Annotated in this window: 22 protein-coding genes and 1 pseudogene; 17 read left to right on the forward strand and 6 right to left on the reverse strand. The window is 70.8% G+C overall.

Annotated features, from left to right (window positions below; all coding sequences use genetic code 11):
• Positions 1-16: 16 nt before the first annotated feature.
• From ABTY98_RS05370 to ABTY98_RS05380, 3 genes are read right to left on the reverse strand one after another with little or no spacing between them, the layout of a single operon-like run.
• A complete protein-coding gene (locus tag ABTY98_RS05370; RefSeq protein ID WP_352219527.1) occupies positions 17-1,987 on the reverse strand; it encodes a DUF3732 domain-containing protein in 1,971 nt (656 codons plus the stop codon).
• Positions 1,984-2,466, reverse strand: coding sequence for a three component ABC system middle component (locus ABTY98_RS05375; protein WP_352219528.1), 483 nt, complete (start codon positions 2,464-2,466; stop codon positions 1,984-1,986). Before ABTY98_RS05375 ends, ABTY98_RS05370 begins: the two co-directional genes overlap by 4 nt.
• The gene (locus ABTY98_RS05380) at positions 2,453-3,679 is read right to left on the reverse strand and encodes an ABC-three component system protein (RefSeq protein WP_352219529.1); all 1,227 of its coding nucleotides are present in this window, start codon (positions 3,677-3,679) and stop codon (positions 2,453-2,455) included. Before ABTY98_RS05380 ends, ABTY98_RS05375 begins: the two co-directional genes overlap by 14 nt.
• Before the next feature lie 170 nt (positions 3,680-3,849).
• Here ABTY98_RS05380 and ABTY98_RS42240 point away from each other — a divergent pair.
• Positions 3,850-4,053, forward strand: a pseudogene (locus ABTY98_RS42240) (hypothetical protein); the annotation flags it as partial.
• On the opposite strand, the gene ABTY98_RS05390 reads toward ABTY98_RS42240, so the two are convergent.
• Positions 4,002-4,535, reverse strand: coding sequence for a hypothetical protein (locus ABTY98_RS05390; RefSeq protein ID WP_352219531.1), 534 nt, complete (start codon positions 4,533-4,535; stop codon positions 4,002-4,004). The pseudogene ABTY98_RS42240 and the gene ABTY98_RS05390 sit on opposite strands and share 52 nt — an antisense overlap.
• Before the next feature lie 140 nt (positions 4,536-4,675).
• On the opposite strand from ABTY98_RS05390, the gene ABTY98_RS05395 reads away from it, so the two are divergent.
• From ABTY98_RS05395 to ABTY98_RS05410, 4 genes are read left to right on the forward strand one after another with little or no spacing between them, the layout of a single operon-like run.
• Positions 4,676-5,434, forward strand: a complete 759-nt coding sequence (locus ABTY98_RS05395; RefSeq protein ID WP_352219532.1) for a ParB/Srx family N-terminal domain-containing protein — start codon at positions 4,676-4,678, stop codon at positions 5,432-5,434.
• Positions 5,431-6,147, forward strand: a complete 717-nt coding sequence (locus ABTY98_RS05400) for a ParB/RepB/Spo0J family partition protein (protein ID WP_352219533.1) — start codon at positions 5,431-5,433, stop codon at positions 6,145-6,147. Before ABTY98_RS05395 ends, ABTY98_RS05400 begins: the two co-directional genes overlap by 4 nt.
• Positions 6,144-7,076 (forward strand): hypothetical protein, encoded by a 933-nt coding sequence (locus ABTY98_RS05405; protein WP_352219534.1) that lies wholly within the window; start codon positions 6,144-6,146, stop codon positions 7,074-7,076. Before ABTY98_RS05400 ends, ABTY98_RS05405 begins: the two co-directional genes overlap by 4 nt.
• Positions 7,073-7,600 (forward strand): hypothetical protein, encoded by a 528-nt coding sequence (locus ABTY98_RS05410; RefSeq protein WP_352219535.1) that lies wholly within the window; start codon positions 7,073-7,075, stop codon positions 7,598-7,600. Before ABTY98_RS05405 ends, ABTY98_RS05410 begins: the two co-directional genes overlap by 4 nt.
• Here the strand turns inward: ABTY98_RS05410 and ABTY98_RS05415 are convergent.
• On the reverse strand, positions 7,573-8,091 hold the full coding sequence (locus ABTY98_RS05415) for an HNH endonuclease signature motif containing protein (protein WP_352219536.1): 519 nt from the start codon (positions 8,089-8,091) through the stop codon (positions 7,573-7,575). The two genes, ABTY98_RS05410 and ABTY98_RS05415, sit on opposite strands and share 28 nt — an antisense overlap.
• 42 nt (positions 8,092-8,133) lie before the next feature.
• Here ABTY98_RS05415 and ABTY98_RS05420 point away from each other — a divergent pair, with 42 nt between their 5' ends.
• The 6 genes from ABTY98_RS05420 (at position 8,134) to ABTY98_RS05445 (ending at position 13,042) form a co-directional block, all read left to right on the forward strand.
• Entirely contained in the window at positions 8,134-8,586 is a 453-nt protein-coding gene (locus ABTY98_RS05420; RefSeq protein WP_352219537.1) for a 6-pyruvoyl trahydropterin synthase family protein, read from the forward strand.
• Positions 8,583-9,305, forward strand: a complete 723-nt coding sequence (locus ABTY98_RS05425) for a 7-carboxy-7-deazaguanine synthase QueE (protein ID WP_352219538.1) — start codon at positions 8,583-8,585, stop codon at positions 9,303-9,305. Before ABTY98_RS05420 ends, ABTY98_RS05425 begins: the two co-directional genes overlap by 4 nt.
• A 3-nt stretch (positions 9,306-9,308) precedes the next feature.
• Positions 9,309-9,983: a GTP cyclohydrolase I gene (folE, locus tag ABTY98_RS05430; protein WP_352219539.1), complete on the forward strand. Its 675-nt coding sequence runs from the start codon at positions 9,309-9,311 to the stop codon at positions 9,981-9,983.
• A 48-nt stretch (positions 9,984-10,031) separates the two neighbouring features.
• Entirely contained in the window at positions 10,032-10,493 is a 462-nt protein-coding gene (locus tag ABTY98_RS05435) for a hypothetical protein (protein WP_352219540.1), read from the forward strand.
• A gap of 139 nt (positions 10,494-10,632) precedes the next feature.
• Complete coding sequence (locus ABTY98_RS05440; protein WP_352219541.1) at positions 10,633-11,424, forward strand: hypothetical protein; 792 nt, start codon at positions 10,633-10,635, stop codon at positions 11,422-11,424.
• A complete protein-coding gene (locus tag ABTY98_RS05445) occupies positions 11,402-13,042 on the forward strand; it encodes a hypothetical protein (RefSeq protein WP_352219542.1) in 1,641 nt (546 codons plus the stop codon). Before ABTY98_RS05440 ends, ABTY98_RS05445 begins: the two co-directional genes overlap by 23 nt.
• Before the next feature lie 253 nt (positions 13,043-13,295).
• On the opposite strand, the gene ABTY98_RS05450 is transcribed toward ABTY98_RS05445, so the two are convergent.
• Positions 13,296-13,424, reverse strand: coding sequence for a hypothetical protein (locus tag ABTY98_RS05450; RefSeq protein ID WP_352219543.1), 129 nt, complete (start codon positions 13,422-13,424; stop codon positions 13,296-13,298).
• A gap of 348 nt (positions 13,425-13,772) precedes the next feature.
• Here ABTY98_RS05450 and cas3 point away from each other — a divergent pair, with 348 nt between their 5' ends.
• Genes cas3 through cas6e form a run of 6 tightly spaced genes read left to right on the forward strand, consistent with a single transcriptional unit; the run spans position 13,773 to position 21,566 of the window.
• A complete protein-coding gene (gene cas3, locus ABTY98_RS05455) occupies positions 13,773-16,553 on the forward strand; it encodes a CRISPR-associated helicase Cas3' (protein ID WP_352219544.1) in 2,781 nt (926 codons plus the stop codon).
• On the forward strand, positions 16,543-18,276 hold the full coding sequence (casA, locus tag ABTY98_RS05460) for a type I-E CRISPR-associated protein Cse1/CasA (protein WP_352219545.1): 1,734 nt from the start codon (positions 16,543-16,545) through the stop codon (positions 18,274-18,276). Before cas3 ends, casA begins: the two co-directional genes overlap by 11 nt.
• The gene (gene casB, locus ABTY98_RS05465) at positions 18,273-18,935 is read left to right on the forward strand and encodes a type I-E CRISPR-associated protein Cse2/CasB (RefSeq protein ID WP_352219546.1); all 663 of its coding nucleotides are present in this window, start codon (positions 18,273-18,275) and stop codon (positions 18,933-18,935) included. The genes casA and casB overlap by 4 nt, the downstream gene beginning before the upstream one ends.
• Positions 18,932-20,125 (forward strand): type I-E CRISPR-associated protein Cas7/Cse4/CasC, encoded by a 1,194-nt coding sequence (cas7e, locus tag ABTY98_RS05470; protein WP_352219547.1) that lies wholly within the window; start codon positions 18,932-18,934, stop codon positions 20,123-20,125. Before casB ends, cas7e begins: the two co-directional genes overlap by 4 nt.
• Positions 20,122-20,859, forward strand: a complete 738-nt coding sequence (cas5e, locus tag ABTY98_RS05475) for a type I-E CRISPR-associated protein Cas5/CasD (protein WP_352219548.1) — start codon at positions 20,122-20,124, stop codon at positions 20,857-20,859. Before cas7e ends, cas5e begins: the two co-directional genes overlap by 4 nt.
• Positions 20,859-21,566, forward strand: a complete 708-nt coding sequence (cas6e, locus tag ABTY98_RS05480; RefSeq protein ID WP_352219549.1) for a type I-E CRISPR-associated protein Cas6/Cse3/CasE — start codon at positions 20,859-20,861, stop codon at positions 21,564-21,566. Before cas5e ends, cas6e begins: the two co-directional genes overlap by 1 nt.
• Position 21,567: the final 1 nt, after the last annotated feature.

Below are 21,567 nucleotides of genomic sequence, written 5' to 3' on the forward strand. Positions count from 1 at the left end.
AACGTCGAGTGCTGGGCTACTCGTCCTCGTCGTCAATCGGTTCAGTGATCCACTCCGGAGGTACGAGGGCCTGGCTGTTGCTGTAGCGCCAGCGCTCGACGACGTGGTCCCGGAAGAGCGGGTCGGCCAGGTCGGCGTGCTCGACGACGATGACCTGGAGCGCGCCGTCGAGTGCCTGGACGGTGTCGTTGATGATCCGGTAGATATTCAGCAGGTGGCTGAGGTCGGTCCCCTGGGGTGTGGGCTCGCCGGTGTAGTCGGGCGGGAAGTACACCTGGGACGGCTGGTCGAGGATCAGCGTCCGAGGGACGGGTCCGCGGTGCTCGCTGAACCACTCGTGCAGGCTCAGCAGCGTGGCGACGTGGTAGCCCAGGTGGTTCTCGGCGCTGCCCATGTCGGCGAGCCGGACGGGACCGTCGGCCGTGTCGGCGACGACAGTCAGCCGGTTGACGTCGAGGCGGATGGGCGCGTCCGAGTGGTCGAGCTCCAGTGCGGCAGCCTTGGTGCGGATGTTCTGGCTGATCAAGGACAGGTAACTGGTGAGCCGGTCGCCCTGGGTGTCGTCGCTCAGGAGCTCTTCCAGCTCAGCGATCTGTCGCTGGAGGTCGTCGCGGCGGTCTTCGACCTGCGGGGCACTCACATGCTGGGCGGTGGTGTCGAGGTAAAGGCTGATACGACCGCGCACATGGGCGGCCCGCTGCGACTGGTCCGGTTCCTGCTGCAGCGCGCGCAGCCCGGCGCTGATCTCGTTAATCTCGTCCTGGCTGCGGGAGAGCGCCGCGCGCAGTTGCTGCAGCTGCTCCTCCTCCAGGGCCGTCTGGCTTTGCAGGGCGGGTGTGTCGCTGCCGATCACCTGCAAATCGCCGTCGAGGCGTTCGAGGTCGTGCATGATCGTCGCCACCGTGGTGTTGGCCGAGGCGATCGGGCTTTCGCACACCGGGCACTGGGCGGCCTGGGAGGTGTCCGGGGACAGTCGCATCAACCCGAGAGACGCGAGACGCCGGCGCTGCTCTCTTGCCTCACCCGCGAAGTCGTCATTCTCCTCGACCGCGCGCTTGAGGTCGGCGATGCGGGCCCGGGACTGCCCGACGGCGCGCCGGAGTTGGGCGCGCCGGCCGATGGCGGCGGCCAACGGGTCGCCGTCGTTGTCCGGTCGGGACTCCAGCTCTAGCCGGATGCTGCCTTCCAAGGCCAACCGCAGAAGGCCAAGGACCTCCTCGGCCGTCGGCTCGCTGTCGCGGTGCGGTAGAAGCCCTGCCTCGACCGCCTCGGTGAGCAGTGCTCGGGCCTGGCCCGACGCTGGGCCGAGGTCGCGGGCCTGGGCGAGTTTGGCTTCAAGGTCGGAAAGGTCCCGGCGCAGGAGCCGCAGCCTGTTGCGCAGCGCTGCCTGTTCGGGGTCGACGGCGCCAAGGAAGTACGGGATCACACCCCGGATGGTGTTCGGCCGCCACTCCTCACCTTGGGAGTGGAACAGCAGGTCGGGGTTGGCGACCTCGTTCTGCGCCTGGAAGCAGAAGTACAGCGCGTGGCGGATCGACGGAGCGATGGTCTGGGCGCGGGCGACCGCGGGCACCTTGACGGTGCGGTCGATGCCGCAGAAGTCGCTGAGGATGTCCTTGGCGGTGTCCAGGGGCGTCGCGAAGGTCAGCTCCTCCAGCGGGGGAGGCGGGGTCTCTGGGGCCTGGGACAGGACACACAGCACGGTGCTCACGGCGTTCCCCGGCTCCGGGGCGCGCCGGGCAACGAAGAGCTGCTGGCCGGGCTTCGCCAGGGTGACGGCGTAGGCGCCCACGTACTTGCGGACCTTGCCGGCCTTGACGGGGTAGTCGGAGCTAGCCAGGCAGTAGTCGATGATCGTCAGCAGCGCGCTCTTCCCGCGCCGGGAGTCGCCCGTGACGATGTTCAGGGTGCCGGTGTGGAACGGGACCGTGCGGACCTGCCCGGGCTGCTTGCCGTAGACGGTGACCGCTTGGATCTGAAAGGTCACGCTTGGACTCCCAGGAGCGTCAGGACGGTGCTGATGCTGCCGGTGCTGGGCAGCCAGCGCCCGAGTTGGTGGGCGGCTTTCTGGATGGCGGTGTTCTGTTCGGGGCCGTCCTTGAGGGCCGTCACGGCCCGTGGCTTCACCGTCAGCCCGGAGCCTTGAAGCCTGAGCACATCGCTCTGAAGGGCGAAGAGCAGGCCTGGTCGCACGACGGCGGCGAGGGCGGCGGCGTTGAGACCCATGGCCACGCGCACGGCCTCGTTCTCGTCGAGCCAGTTCATCAGCCCGGTGCGGATGGTGGCGGGCAGCGCCGTCCGGATGGACGGTTGGAGAGCCATGACCGCGGCGGTCACTGCGACTGGAAGCGGGCAGGCGGAGCGGTACTGCTTCTCGTAGCCCTGCACAGCCCGGACGCACACGAGTGCTGTGAAGGCCGGGTTGAACAGGGCGCGCTCCTCGCGGCTGAGGTCACGCTCGGCCATCAGCGGCTCCCGCCGGCTCCAGCAGAGCCGCCAGCCGGGCGCTGAAGTCCGGATGCCACCCGACCCGCAGCTCGTCCGCGAGCATCTGGTACGAGCCCTTGACGACGAACACCTCTTCACAGCCGGTGCGGATGCGAAGCCGGGCCTCCCGGTCGACCCACCTGTAGATCAGCTTGGCCTCACGCTTCATCTCTTCTTCGGTGGCTTCATCGCCGAGGTCTTCACGCATCTCGGCGAAGCGCGACTGCCACTCCTCCACGAGCCTGCGCTCATACGCGCCGATCTCGCCGGCACGTAGCAGGTTCTCATTCGCCCAGCGGGAGCGCTGAGCGAAGGCCCTCACCCAGTCCCGAACCGCGTAGCCGATCCGCTCCGCGCCCACGTCGATCAACCGGAGCTGATGCACGAACACCTTGTCGGCGGCATCGGCAGCGGCCGGGGCCGCAGCCGTGAGCGCGGCGATATCAGGGTCGATCGGCAGATTGTGCTCACCGATCTGATTGCGCAGATCGTTGAACAGCTCGTCGAACTCGGCGCCGGTCACCGGATCCGACCCCGGGAAACTCATCTGGACGGACGCCCGCTCGAAGAACCAGCCCTCAAGACGCTGAAGAAAGGACTCGGCGTACCGGCGCTCGACGGCCAGGCTTGCGTAGCCGAGCAGGTCCTCCCTGATGGAGTCCATCCCCGGCGCGTCACCGATGACCTCGACCCGGCTGATGAGCTCGGCCCGGCGCTGCGCCCCGAGCGCGTCGAACGCCTCGAAGGCCTTGGCCAACGTCGTACTCTTCGAGGACTGCCGCGCCTGGACGAGGAGGGCCTCGGCAGCCTGCTCGTCACGGTGTCCGGTGGCCTTGGGCTGCAGGAGGAACCCCGCGCCGTCGTCCGGCAGTTCTGCGGTGGTAATCAGGTAGAGGCTTGTCTCGGCAAGGTCGATGTGCCCCTCGGTGACGGCGTGTGACCAGACCCTGATTGTCTTCCACAGGTCCGACGACAGGTCGGTCAGTCTCACGTTGTCTGCCCGCTTCTTCAGCTGGGTCAGCTCGGTGTGCGACCCGATGAGGGCCTGGACATCGTCCGTTGCCTCAATCGCCACACTCCACTCGATCCCGCCCCTGGAGAGTTCCACACACCGCTGGAGCGCCACGCGGAGCTGGTAGAGGTATCCGAGCGCTGACGCCGATGCCTCGAAGGGATTCTCCGGGCTGGTCATGCACCCACCGCCTCCCTCTGGCTACCGAGTGCAGCGATCATTCCATGGCCGCGCCGCAGGTAAAACACGGACTGCCGAACTTGTCGAACCGTTACGAGTGCTGGCCAGCCGCCCGTAGTAGCCGCGCTGACCGTTACGGCAGCCCGCGAATCAGCGTAAGGCGGGTGGCTAGCCAGGACTCCAGCGACCTCCTGGCCGTCCTCGGCCCCGCTCCGGGCATCCCGTCTAACAACATCCCGGCCTTCCGGCGTCGGATGAAAGGGCGCACGTTCCGCCAGTGGCAGGCCGAGCAGGACGCCCGAGGCGCCCGGCGGGGATCGCCTCAGATGGCGCCATCGGTCGGCGGCAAGGCAGGCACCTCAAGGTCGACGTAACCCAAAGCGCTGCGCGCGGCCCGGCGGAACGCAGCCGCAACCACTTGGTGCTGTTGGAGAGCTTCCCTCCACCGGCGAAGGTCTTGCGTCCGGATGGGCTGAATGGCCAGCAGGACGTTCTCCGCGACCAAAAGTTGGGTGGCGGCGTCCACGACGCTCTGCGGCCCTGGAATCTCAAGCAGTCGTGCCGCTTCCCGAGCTTCCTCGGAAGCGGCGGCGATCTCGTCGAAGATCCCTGGCGGCTCTTCGCCGCGGTTGCGTACAGCGACCGCACAGGCATCAGTCAGCCGACGGTCAGCGTTCAGCATCGCCTGATAGGCGGCCTGTCGCTGGTCGCGCTGCCATCGCTGATCCTCCGCGCGTAGCTGCACGACCAGCAGGTTCGCGCTCATCTTCGCCGCCCGGTTGGCGCCCCAGATCGCCGCGCTGGCACCAACTACCGCCCCCACTAGACCGAACACGGCCGCTATCCAGTCGCCCACCCGTCGCATTCTGGGCTATCCACCCTGCGGGGACCACCCACTTCAGCCCCCGGCACGGGACGTAATCAGACACAGGGACGGAACTTGCGCCTCCGCTTATCCTTCTCCGTCGCCCAGACCGCGAGCAGGGGAATAAGCCCATGTCACAGGCGACGTACGTGCGCACCCAAGAGGTGGCGCTGGAGGAGCTGAGCCTCTACCCGGGCAACGCCCGCCGCGGCGACGTGCGCCTCATCCTGGAGAGCCTGCGCACCAGCGGGCAGTACCGCTCCCTCATCGCCCGGCAACTCCCGGACGGCCACCTGGTGGTGCTCGCCGGTAACCACACCCTCCAGGCGCTCGCCCTCCACGGCCGTGGCCCCTGCACGGCGTCCATCCCGACGTTCGCCAACCCAGACGCCTCCTGCGCCCTGTGCAACGGCCTGCCCTGGGAGCCGACCGCCCGCGTGGAGGTCGTGGAGTGCGACGAGGAGACCGCCCGCCGCATCAACCTCGTGGACAACCGGGCTGCCGAGAAAGGCGACTGGGACCTGGACGGCCTGGTGGAACTCCTCTCCTACCTGCCGGACCTGGACGGCACCGGCTACACCGACGCGGACGTGGAACGCCTCATCGCCCCGCCCCCCTCCCTGGAGGAACTGGCCGACACGTACGCCCCGCGCGAGGACTACGGCGACGAGACGCCCGCCGGCCGCTCGCGCGCCACCCCGGCCGCCGAACCCGCCGACCGCGGCGAGGGCAGCGGCCTGTGGCCCGTGCTCCGCCTGCGCATCCCGCCCGCCGTCCGGGATGAGTTCTACGCCGCCACCGCCACCTGCCCCCGCTCCGCCGACGACGGCGCCCGCCTCGCCTGGCTGCTGGAACTGACCCGACCCACCCGAGAGGACTCCGCCCGATGACCACCGCCACTTACCTGCGCACCGACACCATCCCGGTGGACAAGCTGACCCCCTACCCGGGCAACGCCAAGCGCGGCGACACCGGCGCCATCCTGGCCAGCCTGCGCAAGAACGGGCAGTACCGCGGCCTGGTCGTCCGCGAGCAGCCGGACGGCCGCATGGTGGTCCTCGCCGGCAACCACACCCGTCAGGCCCTGTTCGAGCACGGCGGGGGCGACTGCGGCGTCAAGGCGTGCGGCGTTTGCCGCAACAGCCCGCACTGGGTGCCCATCGCGCGCTGCGACGTCGTCCAGTGCGACGACCAGACGGCACTGCGGGTCAATCTCGCGGACAACAGGACCGCGGACCTCGGCAGCTACGACTACGCCGGCCTGGCCGAGCTGCTGGGCACCCTCGGCGACGTCGACGGCACCGGCTACAGCGATCAGGACGTCGCGGACATCACCGAGCTGATCGCGCTCCCGCAGGACGACCTCAAGGCAACCGCCCGCCCCGCGAGCACCAGCAGCGGCGACGGCCCCGGCCTGGACGGCAGCCCGGATGAGGAGAGCACCCCGGAGACCTTCCTGCCGGTCATCACCCTGCGCGTCAGCCATGCCACGTTCGACCGCTGGCGCACAGCTCTCGACGCCCACCCCGGTGAGGACGACACGGCCAAGCTGCACGGCCTCCTCGGCGAGATCGAGACGGCACGCGCCCGGGCGGCCGCATGACCACCACCGCGGCCGGCCACGGCCAGCCCTTCAAGGTGCTCTGCTCCTATGCCTACTTCCGCGGCCACAACTTCGGGCCGCTGCTGGAGAGCGTCCACCAGGGCCCGGCCATGGTGTTCGGGGACTCCGGCGCCCACTCCGCCCGCACCCTCGGCATCTCCCTGACCCTGGACGGCTATGCCACCTGGTGCCACCGCTGGGACCAGCACCTCACCCTGTACGCCAACCTGGACGTCATCGGCGCCCCAGAGGCCACATGGCGCAACCAGCAGGCCCTGGAGACCCAGCACGGCCTCACCCCGATCCCCGTCTTCCACACCGGCGAGCCCTGGAGCTACCTGGAGCGGTACATCGACGAGGGATACACCTACATCGCCCTCGGCAAGCTCCTCGGCAACCCCCTGGATGACCTGCTGCCCTGGCTCGACAAGGCATTCCGCATCGCCGGCGACCGGGCCGTCTTCCACGGCTTCGGCATGACCGTCTGGGACGTCGTGCGCCGACTGCCGTTCTACAGCGTGGACTCCTCGACATGGACCCAGCCGTACCGGTTCGGGATCGTCAAGCTCTTCGACCACCACCGCGGCCAGTGGGTCAGCTTCCTCATGCGGGACAAGCAGAAGGTCCTCCAGCACCGGGACCTGCTGCGCGCCCACCACACCGATCCGCGCGTGTACGCCTCCCACGGCACTTACGACCGCACCGAGGCGACCGTCACCGCTGCTGTCGCGTGGCGCCGCGCGGAGGCATACCTACGCGCCCGGCATGGCCCCATCCGCTTGCCGCCCAGCCCCCGTAACCCGATCACCCGCCACGGCGGCACGGCCACGCCAGGCCTGCACCTGTACCTGGCCGAGTCCACCACCACCAACATCTACCGGGCCAGCAACGGCGTACGGGCCCGGGCCCACCTGGAGACCACCCGATGACCACACCCGGCACCCCGCCCATCTGCGAGACCCCGCACGCCACCAGGCAGGAAGAGGAGGAATGCGAGCAGCGCCGCCTCACCGCACCGAACCCCCTCGACCCCTTCCCCCTCGCCCGCACCGTCACCGTCGGCCCCATCCCCGTCTTCTTCACCAACGTCAACCGGGCCATGGGCCTGCGCGCCCACTCCCACACCGGCGCCGTCACCGTCGTCTACGACACCGTCGGCCGCCACGGCTACCCCTCGTTCGCCGACACCAACGCCGCCCTGGAGCGCTACATCCACGCCCTCACCCGGGCCGTGTTCAAGGACGCCACCAACGAGGACATCGCCGACCGCCTATTCGCCCGCCTCGACGGCTACGTGGACCCGGCATGGGAGCCGTGGGGCGGCGCCTACCAGCTGCGCGCCGTCCACCTGGACGTCATCGGCGTCCGCGACCAGATCGGCCACGACAGCGGCACCACCCGCTACACCGTCGCCCGCACCAGCCCCTACTCCTCGGCGGAGGGCGCCTCTTGAGCCCGCAGCTTCGCCTTGCGGCGGCTCTCGCGCGCCCGCTCGCGGCTGCACGTGATGCACTCCCGCGACGGCGCCCGGTTCGCCCACGTCCTGATGCGCAGGTTGTCCCCCTCCAGCAGGTGGTTGTTGTCGCAGTGCGTCTTGCGCTTGTTGTGCGACAGCGGCGAGTTGCCCGCCAGGGCGTTACCAGTCCGGGTCACCAGGCGCATGTGGGCCGGGTTCACACACCGGCGGTGCGGGCAGTCCGGACCGTCCACGCACGTCTCACGCACTCGCGTGTGGCACTCGTGGTCAATCACGGCCCCGTCCGGGATAGGGCCGTTGGCGAGAGTCCACGCCAGCCGGTGGGCCAGCCACAACTTCCCGTCGTAGCTGCCCTGGCCGTACCCCACCTTCTTCATCACGTACCGGGGCCAGGGCCAGCACTCATCCGCCGTGCGACCACGGCGCGCTTCAGCGAGCGCGGTAACCGCGCCTCCCTTGTTCGGCATGCGTTCGACAATATCGTGACGTACGGTTAGGAGACAAACACGATGAGTCACCTGGTGACTGTGAAGCACAACTTCGAGACCGCCCACCGGCTGCCGCACCTGCCCGGCAAGTGCACCAGCCTGCATGGCCACTCCTGGTGGGCGGAGGTCACCGTGGCCGCCCCCGAGCTGTCCCGCGGCGGCCTGGTCGTGGAGTTCGGCGCCCTCAAGAAGGAGTTCCGCGCCTGGGTGGACCAGCACTTGGACCACGGCGCCATGCTCGGCGCCCAGGACGCCCTCCTGCCCGTCCTCCGGGCGCACGGCTCCAAGGTGTACGAGGTGGCCGGCTGGCCCACCGTGGAAGCCACCGCCGAGCTGCTCGCCCAAGTCGCCGGCGACATCCTGTTCGACCTCGTCCGCGCACCCGGCGCCTACGTCTCCCGCGTCCACCTCCAGGAGACCCACGTCAACGCCGCCATCTGGGAGCCCACCGCCCTGGCCGGGGCCGCCTCGTGACGCTGGACCTGGACACCACCGACACCCTCGTCGTGCAAGAGGTGTTCGGCTGCACCGTGCAAGGAGAGGGCCCCTCGGCCGGACGGCGCTGCTCGTTCATCCGCCTGGGCGGCTGCAACCTCTCGTGCACCTGGTGCGACCAGCCAGAGAGCTGGGACGCCTCCCGCTTCGACCTACGCCAGACCCTCACCCGTCGCCCCGTGCACGAGATCATCACCCGGGCCCTGGACGGCGACCCCGGCATGGTCGTGATCACGGGCGGGGAGCCGCTGCTCCACCAGCACCAGGACGGATGGCGGTCCCTGCTCGGTGCGCTCATCCTCGCTGGCGCGGAGATCGAGGTGGAGACCAACGGCACCCAGGAGCCGACCGAGCACACCGCCCGCTGGGTGACCTGCTTCAACGTCTCGCCCAAACTCGCCCACGCCGGCGACCCAGCGGACAAGCGCATCCGGCCCGGCGCCCTGTACGCCCTCCACGACACCCGCAAAGCCTGCTTCAAGTTCGTGTGCCGCGACCTGGACGACCTCCACGAGGTGCAGGTGTTCACCGCCGCCCACGCCCTGGACCCGGCCCGGGTGTGGATCATGCCCGAGGGCACCGACACCGCCACCATCACCCGCCGCCTCGGCGAGCTCGCAGACCCCGCCATCGCCGCCGGGTTCAACCTGTCCCACCGCCTGCATGTCGCCATCTGGGGCGACGAGAAAGGCCGATGAGCCATGACCACCACCGACCAGCCGCAGGGCCTCAACGTCGCCCCGGGCGCTCTCACTCCCAGGAAGGGGCGCACCATCCAGCTCCCCGCCTCCGCCTACGCGGGGGACCCACTCCCGGCCGCCGTGGCCCTCAAGGCCGGCGTGCGCCTGTGGCTGGCCGCCCGCGGCCTGGACCCGGCCGCCCCAGACCTGGTGGACACCCCGGACCGGGTACTGCGGGCACTCAACGAGTTCACCGCCGGCTACGACGAGGACCCCGCCAAGCACCTGGCGCGCACGTTCCCGGCCCAGCACGCCGGCACCCCGATCGTGGTCACCGGCGTCCCCTTCACGTCCCTGTGCGCCCACCACCTGCTCCCGTTCCACGGCCACGCCGACATCGCGTATCAGCCGGCGGTCGGGGACCCCGTGGCCGGCCTGTCCAAACTGCCGCGCGTCCTGGACGTGTACGCCCGCCGCCTCCAGACCCAGGAAGACCTCACCCGCCAGGTGACGGAGGCCCTGGAGGATCACCTAGCCCCCGTGGGCGCGGCCTGCATCATCCGGTCCGAACACGGCTGCCTCGCCCACCGCGGCGCCCGTAAGCCTGGCTCCGTCATGGTCACCGCCGCCTACACCGGCCTGTTCCTCGACAGCCCCAAGGCGCGTGAGGAGCTGCACCGCCTCATGTCCGGATGAGCGTTCGGTCATGCGAACCAATAGGGATATGCGAACGGAGGGCACCCGATGAGCGCGAGCAAGGCCAAGCGCGCCCAGGTCGCCGAGCGCCGCTCCAAGGCCATCGCCATGGTGCTGGCCGGGGTGGACTACGACACGATCGCCGACCGGCTCGGCTACGCGAGCAGGGGCGCCGCCCACACCGACGTGGACCGCGCCCTGTCCGCCAACCTCACCAACCTGGAGACCGAGGCGGGCAAGCTGCGAGAGATCCAGTTCGGCCGTTACCAGCGGCTGCTGGCGGCCGTGTGGCCCAAGGCCCTAAAGGGCGACTTGAAGGCAGTTGAGGGCGCGGCCCGGCTGGTGGACCGCATCGTGAGGCTGTGGGGCCTGGCGGAGCCCGAGCGGCTGGACGTCAACGTGGACGCGCAGCGCCTGGGAGACGAGATCCTGGCGCTCCTGCGCGAGCAGACCAGCGACGGCGAGACGGACGGCGACGAGGGCGACGAGGATGCGGCTGACCTGCCGTAACGACCCTGTACGAGGGGCCCGGCGACATGATCCCGGGCCCCGGTGCGCTCGTACCATTTGGGTCATAAGCCCCGCGGCGGCGGCAACCACCACGGGGCGGTGCCAGACCTACCGACCCTGTGATGACGAGAGGTCCGACGTGCCCGACCGTACCTGTGTGACGCCGCGCTGCGGCAAGTCCCCCGCCCCCCACCGCGCCCGCCTCGGTGACGGCTACTGGTGCAACACCTGCCTGAACCACTGGCAGCGCGTTGGCACCGACCCCGCCGAGCGCCAGGCGCTGCGCCCCGTCGCCGACTCCTGCCCCGTCGAGGAGGACGGCGTACGGTGCGGGCGCGCCGTGGCGGTCAAGCGCACCGGCTGGTGCGAAACGCACCGCAAGTCGGCAGCCCGCAACAACGGCATCCCGGCGCCCCGCAGGAGCAGCCCGGGCGCCCTGCTCGCCCTGGTGCGCGCCGCCGCGGTGGCTACGGGCGAGGAGTGCATCATCCCGCCCGGCTGGAATCAGCGGCCCATCGTGAAGCTGGACGGCGAGCAAATGACCGCCGCCCGGGCCGTGTGGACCGTCGCCCACGGCGACCCCGGCGACCAGCACGCGCTCCACATCTGCAACGGAGGCGACGGCTCCCACGGCTGCATCTCCATCCGCCACCTGTACCTGGGCGACAACGACCAGAACACCCAGGACCGGCTGGACGCGGAGCGGCAGGCGCGCGGCGAGGGGCACGGCAGGCACATCCTGACGGAGGCGCAGGTGGCGGAGATCCGGCGCCGTCACGTGCCCGGTACCGGTCCGTACAACCGCGGCAACAGCCGTGCCCTTGCCGACGAGTTCGGCGTGGGCGTGACGACGATCCGGGCCATCATTCGGGGCGAGAACTGGGGATGGCTGAGGAAGGGGGCGGCGCGTGTCGACACTGGCCGAGATTGAGGCGCAGGTCGCCGCTCTCGTACGCGCGGGGGACACCAAGGCCCTCCGCGCGCTGCGGGACCGCGTCCGGGTCCAGCACACCAGTAAGCGCGCGCGCCGCGCCGCGCGGTACATGTACGACCCCGTCGGGTGGGCCCGGGACTGCATCGCCTGGGGCGAGGGGGAGGGCCTGACCCCCTACCAGACGGACATCCTGGGCGCGCTCCCCGTCCACCGCCGCGTGGCTGTCCGAGGGCCACACGGCCTCGGCAAGACCGCCCAGGCCGCCATCACCGTCCTGTGGTTCGCCACCACCCGGGAGGCCGCCGGCATCGACTGGAAGGTCATCATGACCGCCAGCGCCTGGAGGCATCTCTCAGTTTTCCTCGTTCCCGAGGTCAGGAAGTGGGCCAAGCGCATCCGGTGGGACGTGCTCGGCCGACCCCCGTTCTCGGAGCGCACCGAGTTGCTGGCGCTCAACCTGAAGCTGGTCAACGGCGCGGCCACCCCGGTGGCGTCCAACAAGCCGGAGCTGATCGAGGGCGCGCACGCGGACTCCCTGCTGTACCTCATTGATGAGGCCAAGATCGTCCCCGATGGTACGTGGGACGCCATCGAGGGCGCTTTCTCGGGCGGCCGCACGGACGGCCCGCCCGGGGAGCTGCCCGAGGCGTTCGCGTTCGCCATCTCCACGCCTGGGCCGCCCGCCGGCCGGTTCTACGAGATCCACAAGCGCGCCCCGGGTCTGGAGGACTGGCACGTCCGGCACGTGACGCTGGAGGAGGCCATCGCTGCTGGTCGCATCTCGCGCCAGTGGGCCGAGCAGCGCGCCAAGCAGTGGGGCCGGGACAGCGCGATGTACGCCAACCGCGTCCTGGGGGAGTTCCACGCCTCGGATGAGGACAGCGTCATCCCCCTCGCCTGGGTGGAGGCCGCCATCGAGCGGTGGCACGTGTGGGACCAGGCCGACCGCCCGGACGTGCCCGGTCGGCGGGTTCTCGGCGTGGACGTTGCCCGCTCCGGTGGCGACTCCACCGTGCTCTGCCACCGCCGCGGCCTGCTCGTCGCCTGGCTGGAGAGCCACGACCGCGAAGACACGATGCACACCACGGCGCGCGTCCAGGCCGCCCTGGGCGAGGAGGACGGCGCCGCCGCCGTGGTGGACTCCATCGGCGTCGGCGGCGGCGTGGTGGACCGGTTGCGAGAACTCGGGGCGCCCGTGCTCGCCTACACCGGAGCGGCTGGCACCAAGCTGCGCACCCGTGACCGGGAGTGGGGTTTCGTCAACGTCCGCTCTGCCGCGTACTGGAAGCTGCGGGAGCTGCTCGATCCGGCGTTCGGCGCCGAGCTCGCGCTCCCGCCGGACGACCTACTGGTGGCCGATCTGACCACGCCCACGTGGGACATCACCACTGGCGTGCCGCCCAAGATCAAGGTGGAGCCGAAGGACGACGTGATGGCGCGCCTCGGGCGGTCGCCGGACCGGGGGGACTCCGTGGCCATGAGCCTGTTCGCGGACAACCTGGCGGCCACCAAGCTGCACGCCCCCGGCGGACAGCGCGACAGTCGGCCGTCCCGCGCCGCTGCTCGCTATGGCCGCCCGACGACCCAGGGCCTGCCGCCGTCCAAGTTCACCTAAGCCGGGATTGGGCCACGGCCCCGGCGTTGTCTCGTTGTCCGACTTCGTGGTAATTGATCAGATGCCGTAGACGGCGAAGGCATCGTTGTGGTTGAGGAGATCGCGGCGGGCGTGGGCGATGTTGGTTCGTCCGGCCAGGCGGAACGTGCTGATCGCCAGGTTGCGGAAACTGGCCAGGGCTCAGGGTGCGGTGCCGGTCCTGACCTGAGGTCAGGTGCTCGTGGTGCGGCGACGGGTGAGGTCCGTAACCCCCTCAAGGTTCTGCACTCGGGGACAGCAGCCGCTCGTTCTCCAGGGTGAGCTGCCTGATCCTCTCGGCGTACACCGCGATGGTCCGGCGGGCGTCGTCCTTTTCGCGGCGGAGCCGAGCGATCGTCTCCACCGGCGTCGGAGGCAGGCCGACCGTAGCTCTGTCCTTGCGGCGCTCTGCCGTGCGGAGTCTGAACTCCTCAATGATATGTGGGTAGTTGCGGTGTCACCTGGTGTTGCCCTTGCGTGATCCGTAACAGTGCGTCTTAGGCGCTTTTGGGTTACGGCAGGGTGGCTTGAGGAACATCGAACTGATTTCCCTGAAAGTGGCGCGAGCTGGGGTTTCTGCGTGTATTCATCTGTCATGGAGTGTGCGGGGGAGGTCCGTTCGGGGCTGCACGGTCGGTTGTCTGATCCGGCTCGACAAGTGTGGGCGAAGCACGATCGGAAGAGCGATGGCTGGCTGCCGTTGTGGCGGCACATGGAAGACAGTGCCGCGGTGACCGGGCTTCTGTGGGACCGGTGGCTTCCTGAGGGAGTGCGGCGGCGAGTTTCTGAGGTGCTGCCCGACGGGGAGAAAGACGCGCGGCTACTGGTGACATGGCTGGCGGGCGTGCACGACATCGGGAAAGCTACTCCGGCCTTCGCGTGCCAGGTGGATGCGTTGGCGGACCGGATGCGCTTCGCGGGTCTGGAGATGCCGTACAGGCGGGAGATGGGGCGGGACCGGCGGATGGCGCCGCATGGGCTGGCCGGGCAGTTGCTATTGCAGGAGTGGCTGGAGGAGCGGTGCGGCTGGCCGGGCCGGGCCACCGCTCAGTTCGCGGTGGTGGTCGGCGGGCACCACGGCGTGCCGCCGGACCACGCGCAGGTCGGCGACCTGGATGCGCACCCGGCGCTGCTGCGTACGCCTGGCCGGAGTTGGCAGGTGTGGCGGCGGGTGCAGGAGGAACTGCTGGAGGCGTGCGCGGATGAGTTCGGCGTGCGGGCGCGGTTGGGGGCGTGGCAGCGGGTGAAGCTGCCGCAGACGGTGCAGGTGCTGTTGTCGGCGTTGGTGATCGTCGCGGACTGGATAGCGAGCAACTCTGATCTGTTCCCCTATGCGGGGCTGGGGCGGGCGGCTTTGGACGCGGACCGGGTGGCGGCGGCCTGGGCCGGGTTGGACCTGCCCGAGCCATGGCGGCCGCAGCCGTTTGAGGGCAGTGTGGCGGAGCTGTTCGCGGCCCGCTTCTCCCTTCCGGCCGGCGCAGGGCTGCGCCCGGTGCAGGAGGCAGCCGTGCGCATGGCGTGGGAGATGCCCGAGCCGGGGCTGCTGATCATCGAGGCGCCGATGGGAGAGGGCAAGACGGAGGCCGCGCTGGCGGCGACCGAGGTACTGGCCGCGCGCAGCGGCGCGGGTGGGGTGTTCTTCGCGCTGCCGACGATGGCGACCAGCAATGCGATGTTCCCACGCCTGCTGGCGTGGCTGGACCGGCTCCCCGCGCAGGAGGGTCAGCGCCTGTCAGTGATGCTGGCGCACTCGAAGGCGGCGCTGAACGAGGACTTCACCCAGTTGAAGTCGGCCTCGTGGCAGTGGATCGCGGCGGTGGATCCGGACGGCACCGAGGAGCCGCCCCGGCCGGGTGGCGAGGAGCGGGCCGCGCCGGCCGAGTTGGTGGCGCACCAGTGGCTGGGCGGCCGGAAGAAGAGCATGCTGTCTTCGTTCGTGGCCGGGACAGTCGACCAGCTGCTGTTCGCGGGCCTGAAGAGCCGGCACCTGGCGCTGAGGCACTTGGCGCTGGCGGGCAAGGTCGTCGTGATCGACGAGGCACACGCCTACGACACTTACATGAACTGCTACTTGGACCGGGTGCTGGCGTGGCTGGGCGCGTACCGGGTGCCGGTGGTGGTGTTGTCAGCGACGCTGCCGGCGGCCCGGCGGCAGGAGCTGGCGCAGGCGTATGCGGGTGCGAGCGGCCGGGACGAGAATTTCGCTGCATTGGGTGTGGCGGACGGCTATCCGCTGCTGACCGCCGTCGCCCCGGGGCACGCGCCGCTGCTGGAGCAAGCCGAGGCGTCCGGCCGCGGTGGCCGGGTGCGGGTGGGGGCGCTGGCGGACGACCTTGCGGTGCTGGGCGACCGGTTGGAGCGCGAGCTCGCTGATGGCGGCTGCGCGCTGGTGGTGCGCAACACCGTGGACCGGGTGCTGGAGACCGCGAAGGCGCTGCGTGAGCGGTTCGGCACGGGCGAGGTGACCGCGGCGCACGCCCGGTTCGTCGACGTCGACCGGGCCGCCAAGGACAAGGCGCTGCTGAAGCTGTTCGGTCCGCCGGAGACGAGCGGCGAGTGCCGCCCGCGCCGGCACGTCGTGGTGGCGAGCCAGGTCGCAGAGCAGTCGCTGGACGTCGACTTCGACCTGCTGGTCACCGACCTGGCCCCGGTGGACCTGCTGCTGCAGCGCGTGGGCCGGCTGCACCGTCACGCGCGTGAGGGTCGTCCCAAGCGGCTGCGCGAGCCGCTGTGCCTGGTCACCGGTGTGACCGGCTGGGAGGGCGAGCCTGCGGAGCCGGTGGCAGGTTCGCAGGCCGTCTACGGGCCGTATGCGCTGCTGCGCTCGCTCGCGGTGCTGGATCTGCCGCGGGAAGGCGGGTACCGGGTGGTGGAGCTGCCGCAGGACATCAGCTCCCTGGTGCAGCACGCTTACGGCGACGGACCGGCCGGGCCGGCCACGTGGGCCGAAGTGATGGGGCAGGCACGCCGCGAGAACGACGACGTCAAGGCGGCCAAGGCCAGGGCCGCGGACACGTTCCGCATCGCCGCGGCGGCCCGGCCGGGGCGGTCGCTGGTGGGCTGGCTCGCCGGAAACGCGGGGGACGCGGACGACACTCGCGCCGGGCGGGCGCAGGTGCGCGATGCACCGGAGAGTGTGGAGGTCATCGTCGTCGAGCGGCTCGACGACGGGTCGCTGGCGACGGTCAGTTGGGCCGGTGAGGGGCGTGGCGGCCTGCCGCTGCCGAACGACACCGTCCCCGCCGTAAAAGCGGCCAAGGCCGCAGCGGCGTGCACGCTGCGGCTACCGGCGCGGATGGCGAAGCCATACGTGATCGACCGTGTGATCGCCGAACTCGAGCAGTTCTGCATCCCGAACTGGCAAGCGAAGGAAAGCATCTGGCTGTCAGGCGAGCTGATCCTGCCGATCAAGCCCGGTTGTCAGACCCCTGTGGCAGGGTTCCGGCTCAGCTACACCCCCGACGACGGACTTGAGGTGTCCCGTGAGCGGTGATCATGCGGCAAATCCTGGCGGCCTGCTGTCGTTCGACCTGACGGACTGCCTGTGGCTACCCGTGCAGCTGCTGGACGGCGGCGAGGCAGAGCTGTCACTGCGCCAGGTCTTCGCGCAGGCCAGGCGGATCCGCAGGCTGGCGGGCGACCTGCCCACTCAGGACTTCGCACTGACCCGGCTGCTCCTGGCAATCGCGCACGACGCCCTGGACGGACCGGCGGATACAGAGGCGTGGGCCGAGCTGTGGGAGGACGACGTCCCGTTCGCTGCCGTGTCTGGCTACCTTGACGAACACCGCGACCGATTCGACCTGCTCCATGCGCGCACGCCCTTCTTCCAGACACCCGGGCTGCGCACCTCGGGCGACGAGGTGTTCTCGCTCAACCGGATCGTCGCGGACGTGCCCAACGGGTCCCCGTTCTTCACCGCGCGCTTCCCCGGCGCGAGGCGGATCGGTTTCGCCGAGGCCGCGCGCTGGGTGGTGCACGCCCACGCGTACGACACCTCGGGCATCAAGACCGGCGTTGTGGGCGACCCGCGGGCCAAGAACGGCAAGGCCTACCCGCAGGGGGTGGCCTGGGCCGGCAACCTCGGCGGCGTGCTGGCCGAGGGGCCGACGCTGTGTGAGACGCTGCTGCTCAACCTGGTCGCTGCCGACCACCTGCCCGTCCGAGCGGGTGACCTGCCCGCCTGGCGCCGTCCGCCCGCTGGTCCGGGCGCGGCCACGGACCTGGCCGCGCGCCCGGCCGGACTGCGCGACCTGTACACCTGGCAGTCGCGCCGACTGCTGCTGCACGCCGACGTGGACGGCGTGCACGGCGTCGTCCTCAGCTACGGCGACCCGCTGGCCCCGCAGAACGCCCACACCATCGAGCCGATGTCTGCCTGGCGGCGCAGCCAGGCCCAGGAGAAGAAGCTGAGCAAGCCGCTGGTGTACATGCCGCGCGAGCACGACCCGGCCCGCGCCGCCTGGCGCGGCCTGGAGGCTCTGATCGCGCCGCGCGATCAGGGCGCGGCAGGGGGTGGTGAGCCGGCGTCGTCGCTGCGGCCCGGTGTCGTGGACTGGCTGGCGCGGCTGACCGGCGAGCGGATCCTGCCGCGGCGCACGCTGGTGCGGCTGCGCACCTACGGTGCGTTGTACGGCACGCAGCAGTCCGTGATCGACGAGGTCACCAGCGACGCGGTGGCCCTGGCCGTGGTGCTGCTCCACGAGGCCGACCGGGAGCTGGGCCAGACGGCCGTCGACGCCGTCGCCGACGCCGACCTGGCCGTGCGGGCGCTCGGCGACCTGGCCACCGACCTGGCCCGGGCGGCCGGCAGCGAGTCCGAGGCCGGCCGCGGCGCCGCGCGCGACGCGGGTTTCGGCGTCCTGGACGGCCCTTACCGGCTCTGGCTTGCCCGGCTCGGTGAGAGCGACGACCCGCGGCAGATGCGCGCCGCCTGGCAGCGCACCGCGCACCACCTGATCGGGCGGCTCGGCGACGAGTTGGTCGAGGCCTCCGGCGAGGCCGCCTGGCGGGGCCGGGTCGTCTCCCAGGCCAATGGCCAGACGTGGCTGAACGCGGCCTCGGCCGACCTGTGGTTCCGTTCCCGGCTGCGCAAGGCCCTCCCGCTCGTCCGGGCCGACGCCACGGCTGCCGTGCCGGCGCAGGCCACCGCCTCCGATCAGATCGGTGCGCAGGACGCGCCCGCCGACGACGACTCCCGGAAGGTGCCCGCATGACTGCCGCGCCCGAAGCTCCGACTCCCAAAGCCCCAGCCCTTGATGCCCCGGGCGCCCAGGAGGGCACCGTCCGCGCGCTGGTCGGGCGTGAGATCGCCCGGCTGCAGCGCGGCTACCTCGCCGACCGGCCCGAGGCCGTCGCCGCACTGGCCCGGCTTCGCCGCGGCGCGGGCCGGGACGCGGCCGCCGTACCGGACCTGTGGGGCCTGATCGATCTCGAGCCCCTGTACGACGACCCGCGGCTGCGCATGGACGCGGCCGAGACGGCCGTCTACACGGCCATGACGCTGTGGTCGCTGCACCAGCAGTCCCGCAGCAGCGGCATGCACCGGCCTGGTACCGAACTCGGCGCGGCCGTACGCCGGCTGATGCCGCCCGGCGAGATCGACGAGCCGGTCCGCAAGCGGTTCGTGCGCGCCGGTACCTCGGCAACCCTGCCCGTCCTCGCGGTCCGGCTGCGCGAGATCGTCCTGCTGCTACGGGGCAAGGACATCGCCCTGGACTACGCCCTGCTCGCCGAGCAGCTCTACCGCTGGCAGCAGCCCGGCGGACCGGACCGCGTACGCCGCTCATGGGGTCGCGCCTTCCACGCCCACCGCACCACCCCCGACGAGAACAGCGACGGCGCTGCCGTCACCGACCAGAAGGACGCCTCGTGACCGCTCGCCTCATCCTCGACGTGCACGCCCTGCAGAACGTCCCGCCGAGCAACCTCAACCGCGACGACACCGGCGCCCCCAAGACTGCCCTCTACGGGGGCGTGACCCGCGCCCGCGTCTCCAGCCAAGCCTGGAAGCGGGCCACTCGCCGCTACTTCACCCAGTTGCTGGACCCCGGCGAGCTGGGCGTGCGCACCAAGCGCGTCGCCGAACTGCTGGCCGAGCGCATCACCGTCCTGCAGCCGAGCCTGGACGGACCCCAGGCCCTGGCGCTGGCCGCCGACGTGCTGCAGACCGCCACCGGCTCGAAGATCGAGCCGCCCAAGCGGAAGGTCGACGCCGCGAAGAAGAACGGCGAGCCCGCCCCCGCGCCCGAGTCCTCGTACCTGATGTTCCTCAGCTCCCGCCAGCTGGACCTGCTGGCCGCCCTCGCCATCGAGGGCGCCGATGACATCAAGGCGTTCCTCAAGGACAAGGACGCCAAAGCCCGCGCCAGGAAAATCGCCGACAGCCGGCACTCGGTGGACATCGCCCTGTTCGGCCGCATGGTCGCCGACTCCACCGACCTGGGCGTCGACGCCGCCGCGCAGGTCGCCCACGCCCTCAGCGTCCACCGCGCCGAGACCGAGTCGGACTACTTCACCGCCGTCGACGACCGCAACCTGGACTCCGAGCCGGGCGCGGGCATGATCGGCATCGTCGACTTCAACTCCGCCACGCTCTACCGCTACGCCGCCGTCGACGTGAACCTGCTGGCCCGCAACCTCGGCCAGGGCATGGACAAGGACGAGCCGACCACCCCGGTGCGCCGCGCCGTCCAGGCGTTCCTGGACGGCTTCGTCTCCTCCCTGCCCACCGGAAAGATCAACACCTTCGGTAACCACACCCTCCCCGACGCGGTCGTGGTCAAGCTGCGCACCACACGCCCCGTCAGCTTCGTCTCCGCATTCGAAAAACCCGTCGTCGCAGACGAGTTCGGCGGCCACATGGAGGCCGCATGCGCCCGCCTGGCCGACTACGTCCCCGAGCTGGAGCGCGCCTACGGTGAGGACCACTGCGCCACCTGGGTGCTGCGCGTCGGCCCGGCCACTGCCAAGCTCACCTCTCTGGGCAGCGAGGCTCCCAGCTTGTCCGCTCTGGTCTCCGCGGTCGGCCAAGCCGTGGCCGACCGCCTGGAGCAGCGCGGATGAGCGTCCTGACTCTGCAACTGGCCGGCCCCCTGCAGTCGTGGGGGGCCTCGGCCCGCTTCGCCCGCCGCGGCACGGAGAACGCGCCCACCAAGAGCGGCGTGGTCGGCCTGCTCGCCGCCGCGCTGGGACTGGATCGCGACGCCGACCAGCAACTCACCGAGCTTGCCGCGCTGCGCTTCGGCGTACGCATCGACCAGCCCGGCACCCGCATCCGCGACTTCCAGACCGCGCACCACCTCGACACCGGCGAAGCCATGCCGCTGTCGGAGCGGTTCTACCTGGCCGACGCCGTATTCGTCGCCGCCGTCGAGGGCGGCGACGCGCTGGTCGACCGGCTCGCCACCGCCCTGCGTGCGCCGGCGTATCTGCCGTACCTGGGCCGGCGCTCCTGTCCGCCCGCGATTCCGCTCGACCCGGCTGTCCACTACGGCGAGGCCAGCCTGGAGCAGGTGTTCGCCGACGAGCCGTGGCGCGCTGCCGACTGGTACCAAAAGAGGCGCAGCCACCGAGAGCGTGTCGAGCTGACCGTGCTGCTCGAGGCCCGCGCGGCAGATGGCGCTGCGGAATCGCTCGGAGACGCGCTGCGTGACCAGCCGCTCAGCTTCGACCCCCGACATCGCCGCTACGCGCTACGCACCGTCCACAGTCGCACGGTGCTGGTCGCCAACCCCCACGCCCGCCCGCGCCAGGCCGTCCCGGCGCACGACCCCACCGGACACCTGGAAGGCGTCTGATGTTCCTCACCCGATTCCGAGTCAACACCGCGCGCACGGACGCCCGCCGCCTGCTGTCCGCACCGCAGACCATGCACGCCGCCGTCATGGCTTCCTTCCCCCAGGTCCTGCCCACCGCCGAGCAGACACCGAGGGTGCTCTGGCGCACCGACCGCAACGCCACCGCCGAAGTACTGCTCTTCGTGGTCAGCCCCGACCGGCCCGATCTGACCCACCTGGTCGAGCAGGCAGGCTGGCCCGCCGCAGCCGCCTCCGGCACCCCCGGCTGGGAGACCTACGCCTACACGCCCTTCCTGGAACGGCTGGAAAAAGGCACCGACTGGAACTTCCGCCTCACCGCCAACCCCGTCCACCACGCCCGTACCCACGACGGCCAGCCCACCAAGCGCACCGCACACCTCACCCCCCGACACCAGCTGCAGTGGCTGCTCGCCCGCCAAGACCCCGCTGGCTTCCGCGTCCTGTCCAACCCTGACAACAGGCGGATCACCGAGCACGGCAACGAGCACCAGATCACCGTCCGCGACCAGCGCAGCCTCAACTTCGGCAAGCGCAGCGCACCCGGCCGCGTCACCCTCACCACCGTCACCTACGACGGACGGCTGCAGGTCACCGACCCCGACGCACTGCGCCACGTCCTGACGAGCGGCCTGGGCAAGGCCAAGGCCTACGGCTGCGGGCTGATGACGCTCGCCCCGGTGGGGTGAG

Source organism: Streptomyces sp. NPDC096040 (genome assembly GCF_040303265.1).
Lineage (GTDB): Bacteria > Actinomycetota > Actinomycetes > Streptomycetales > Streptomycetaceae > Streptomyces.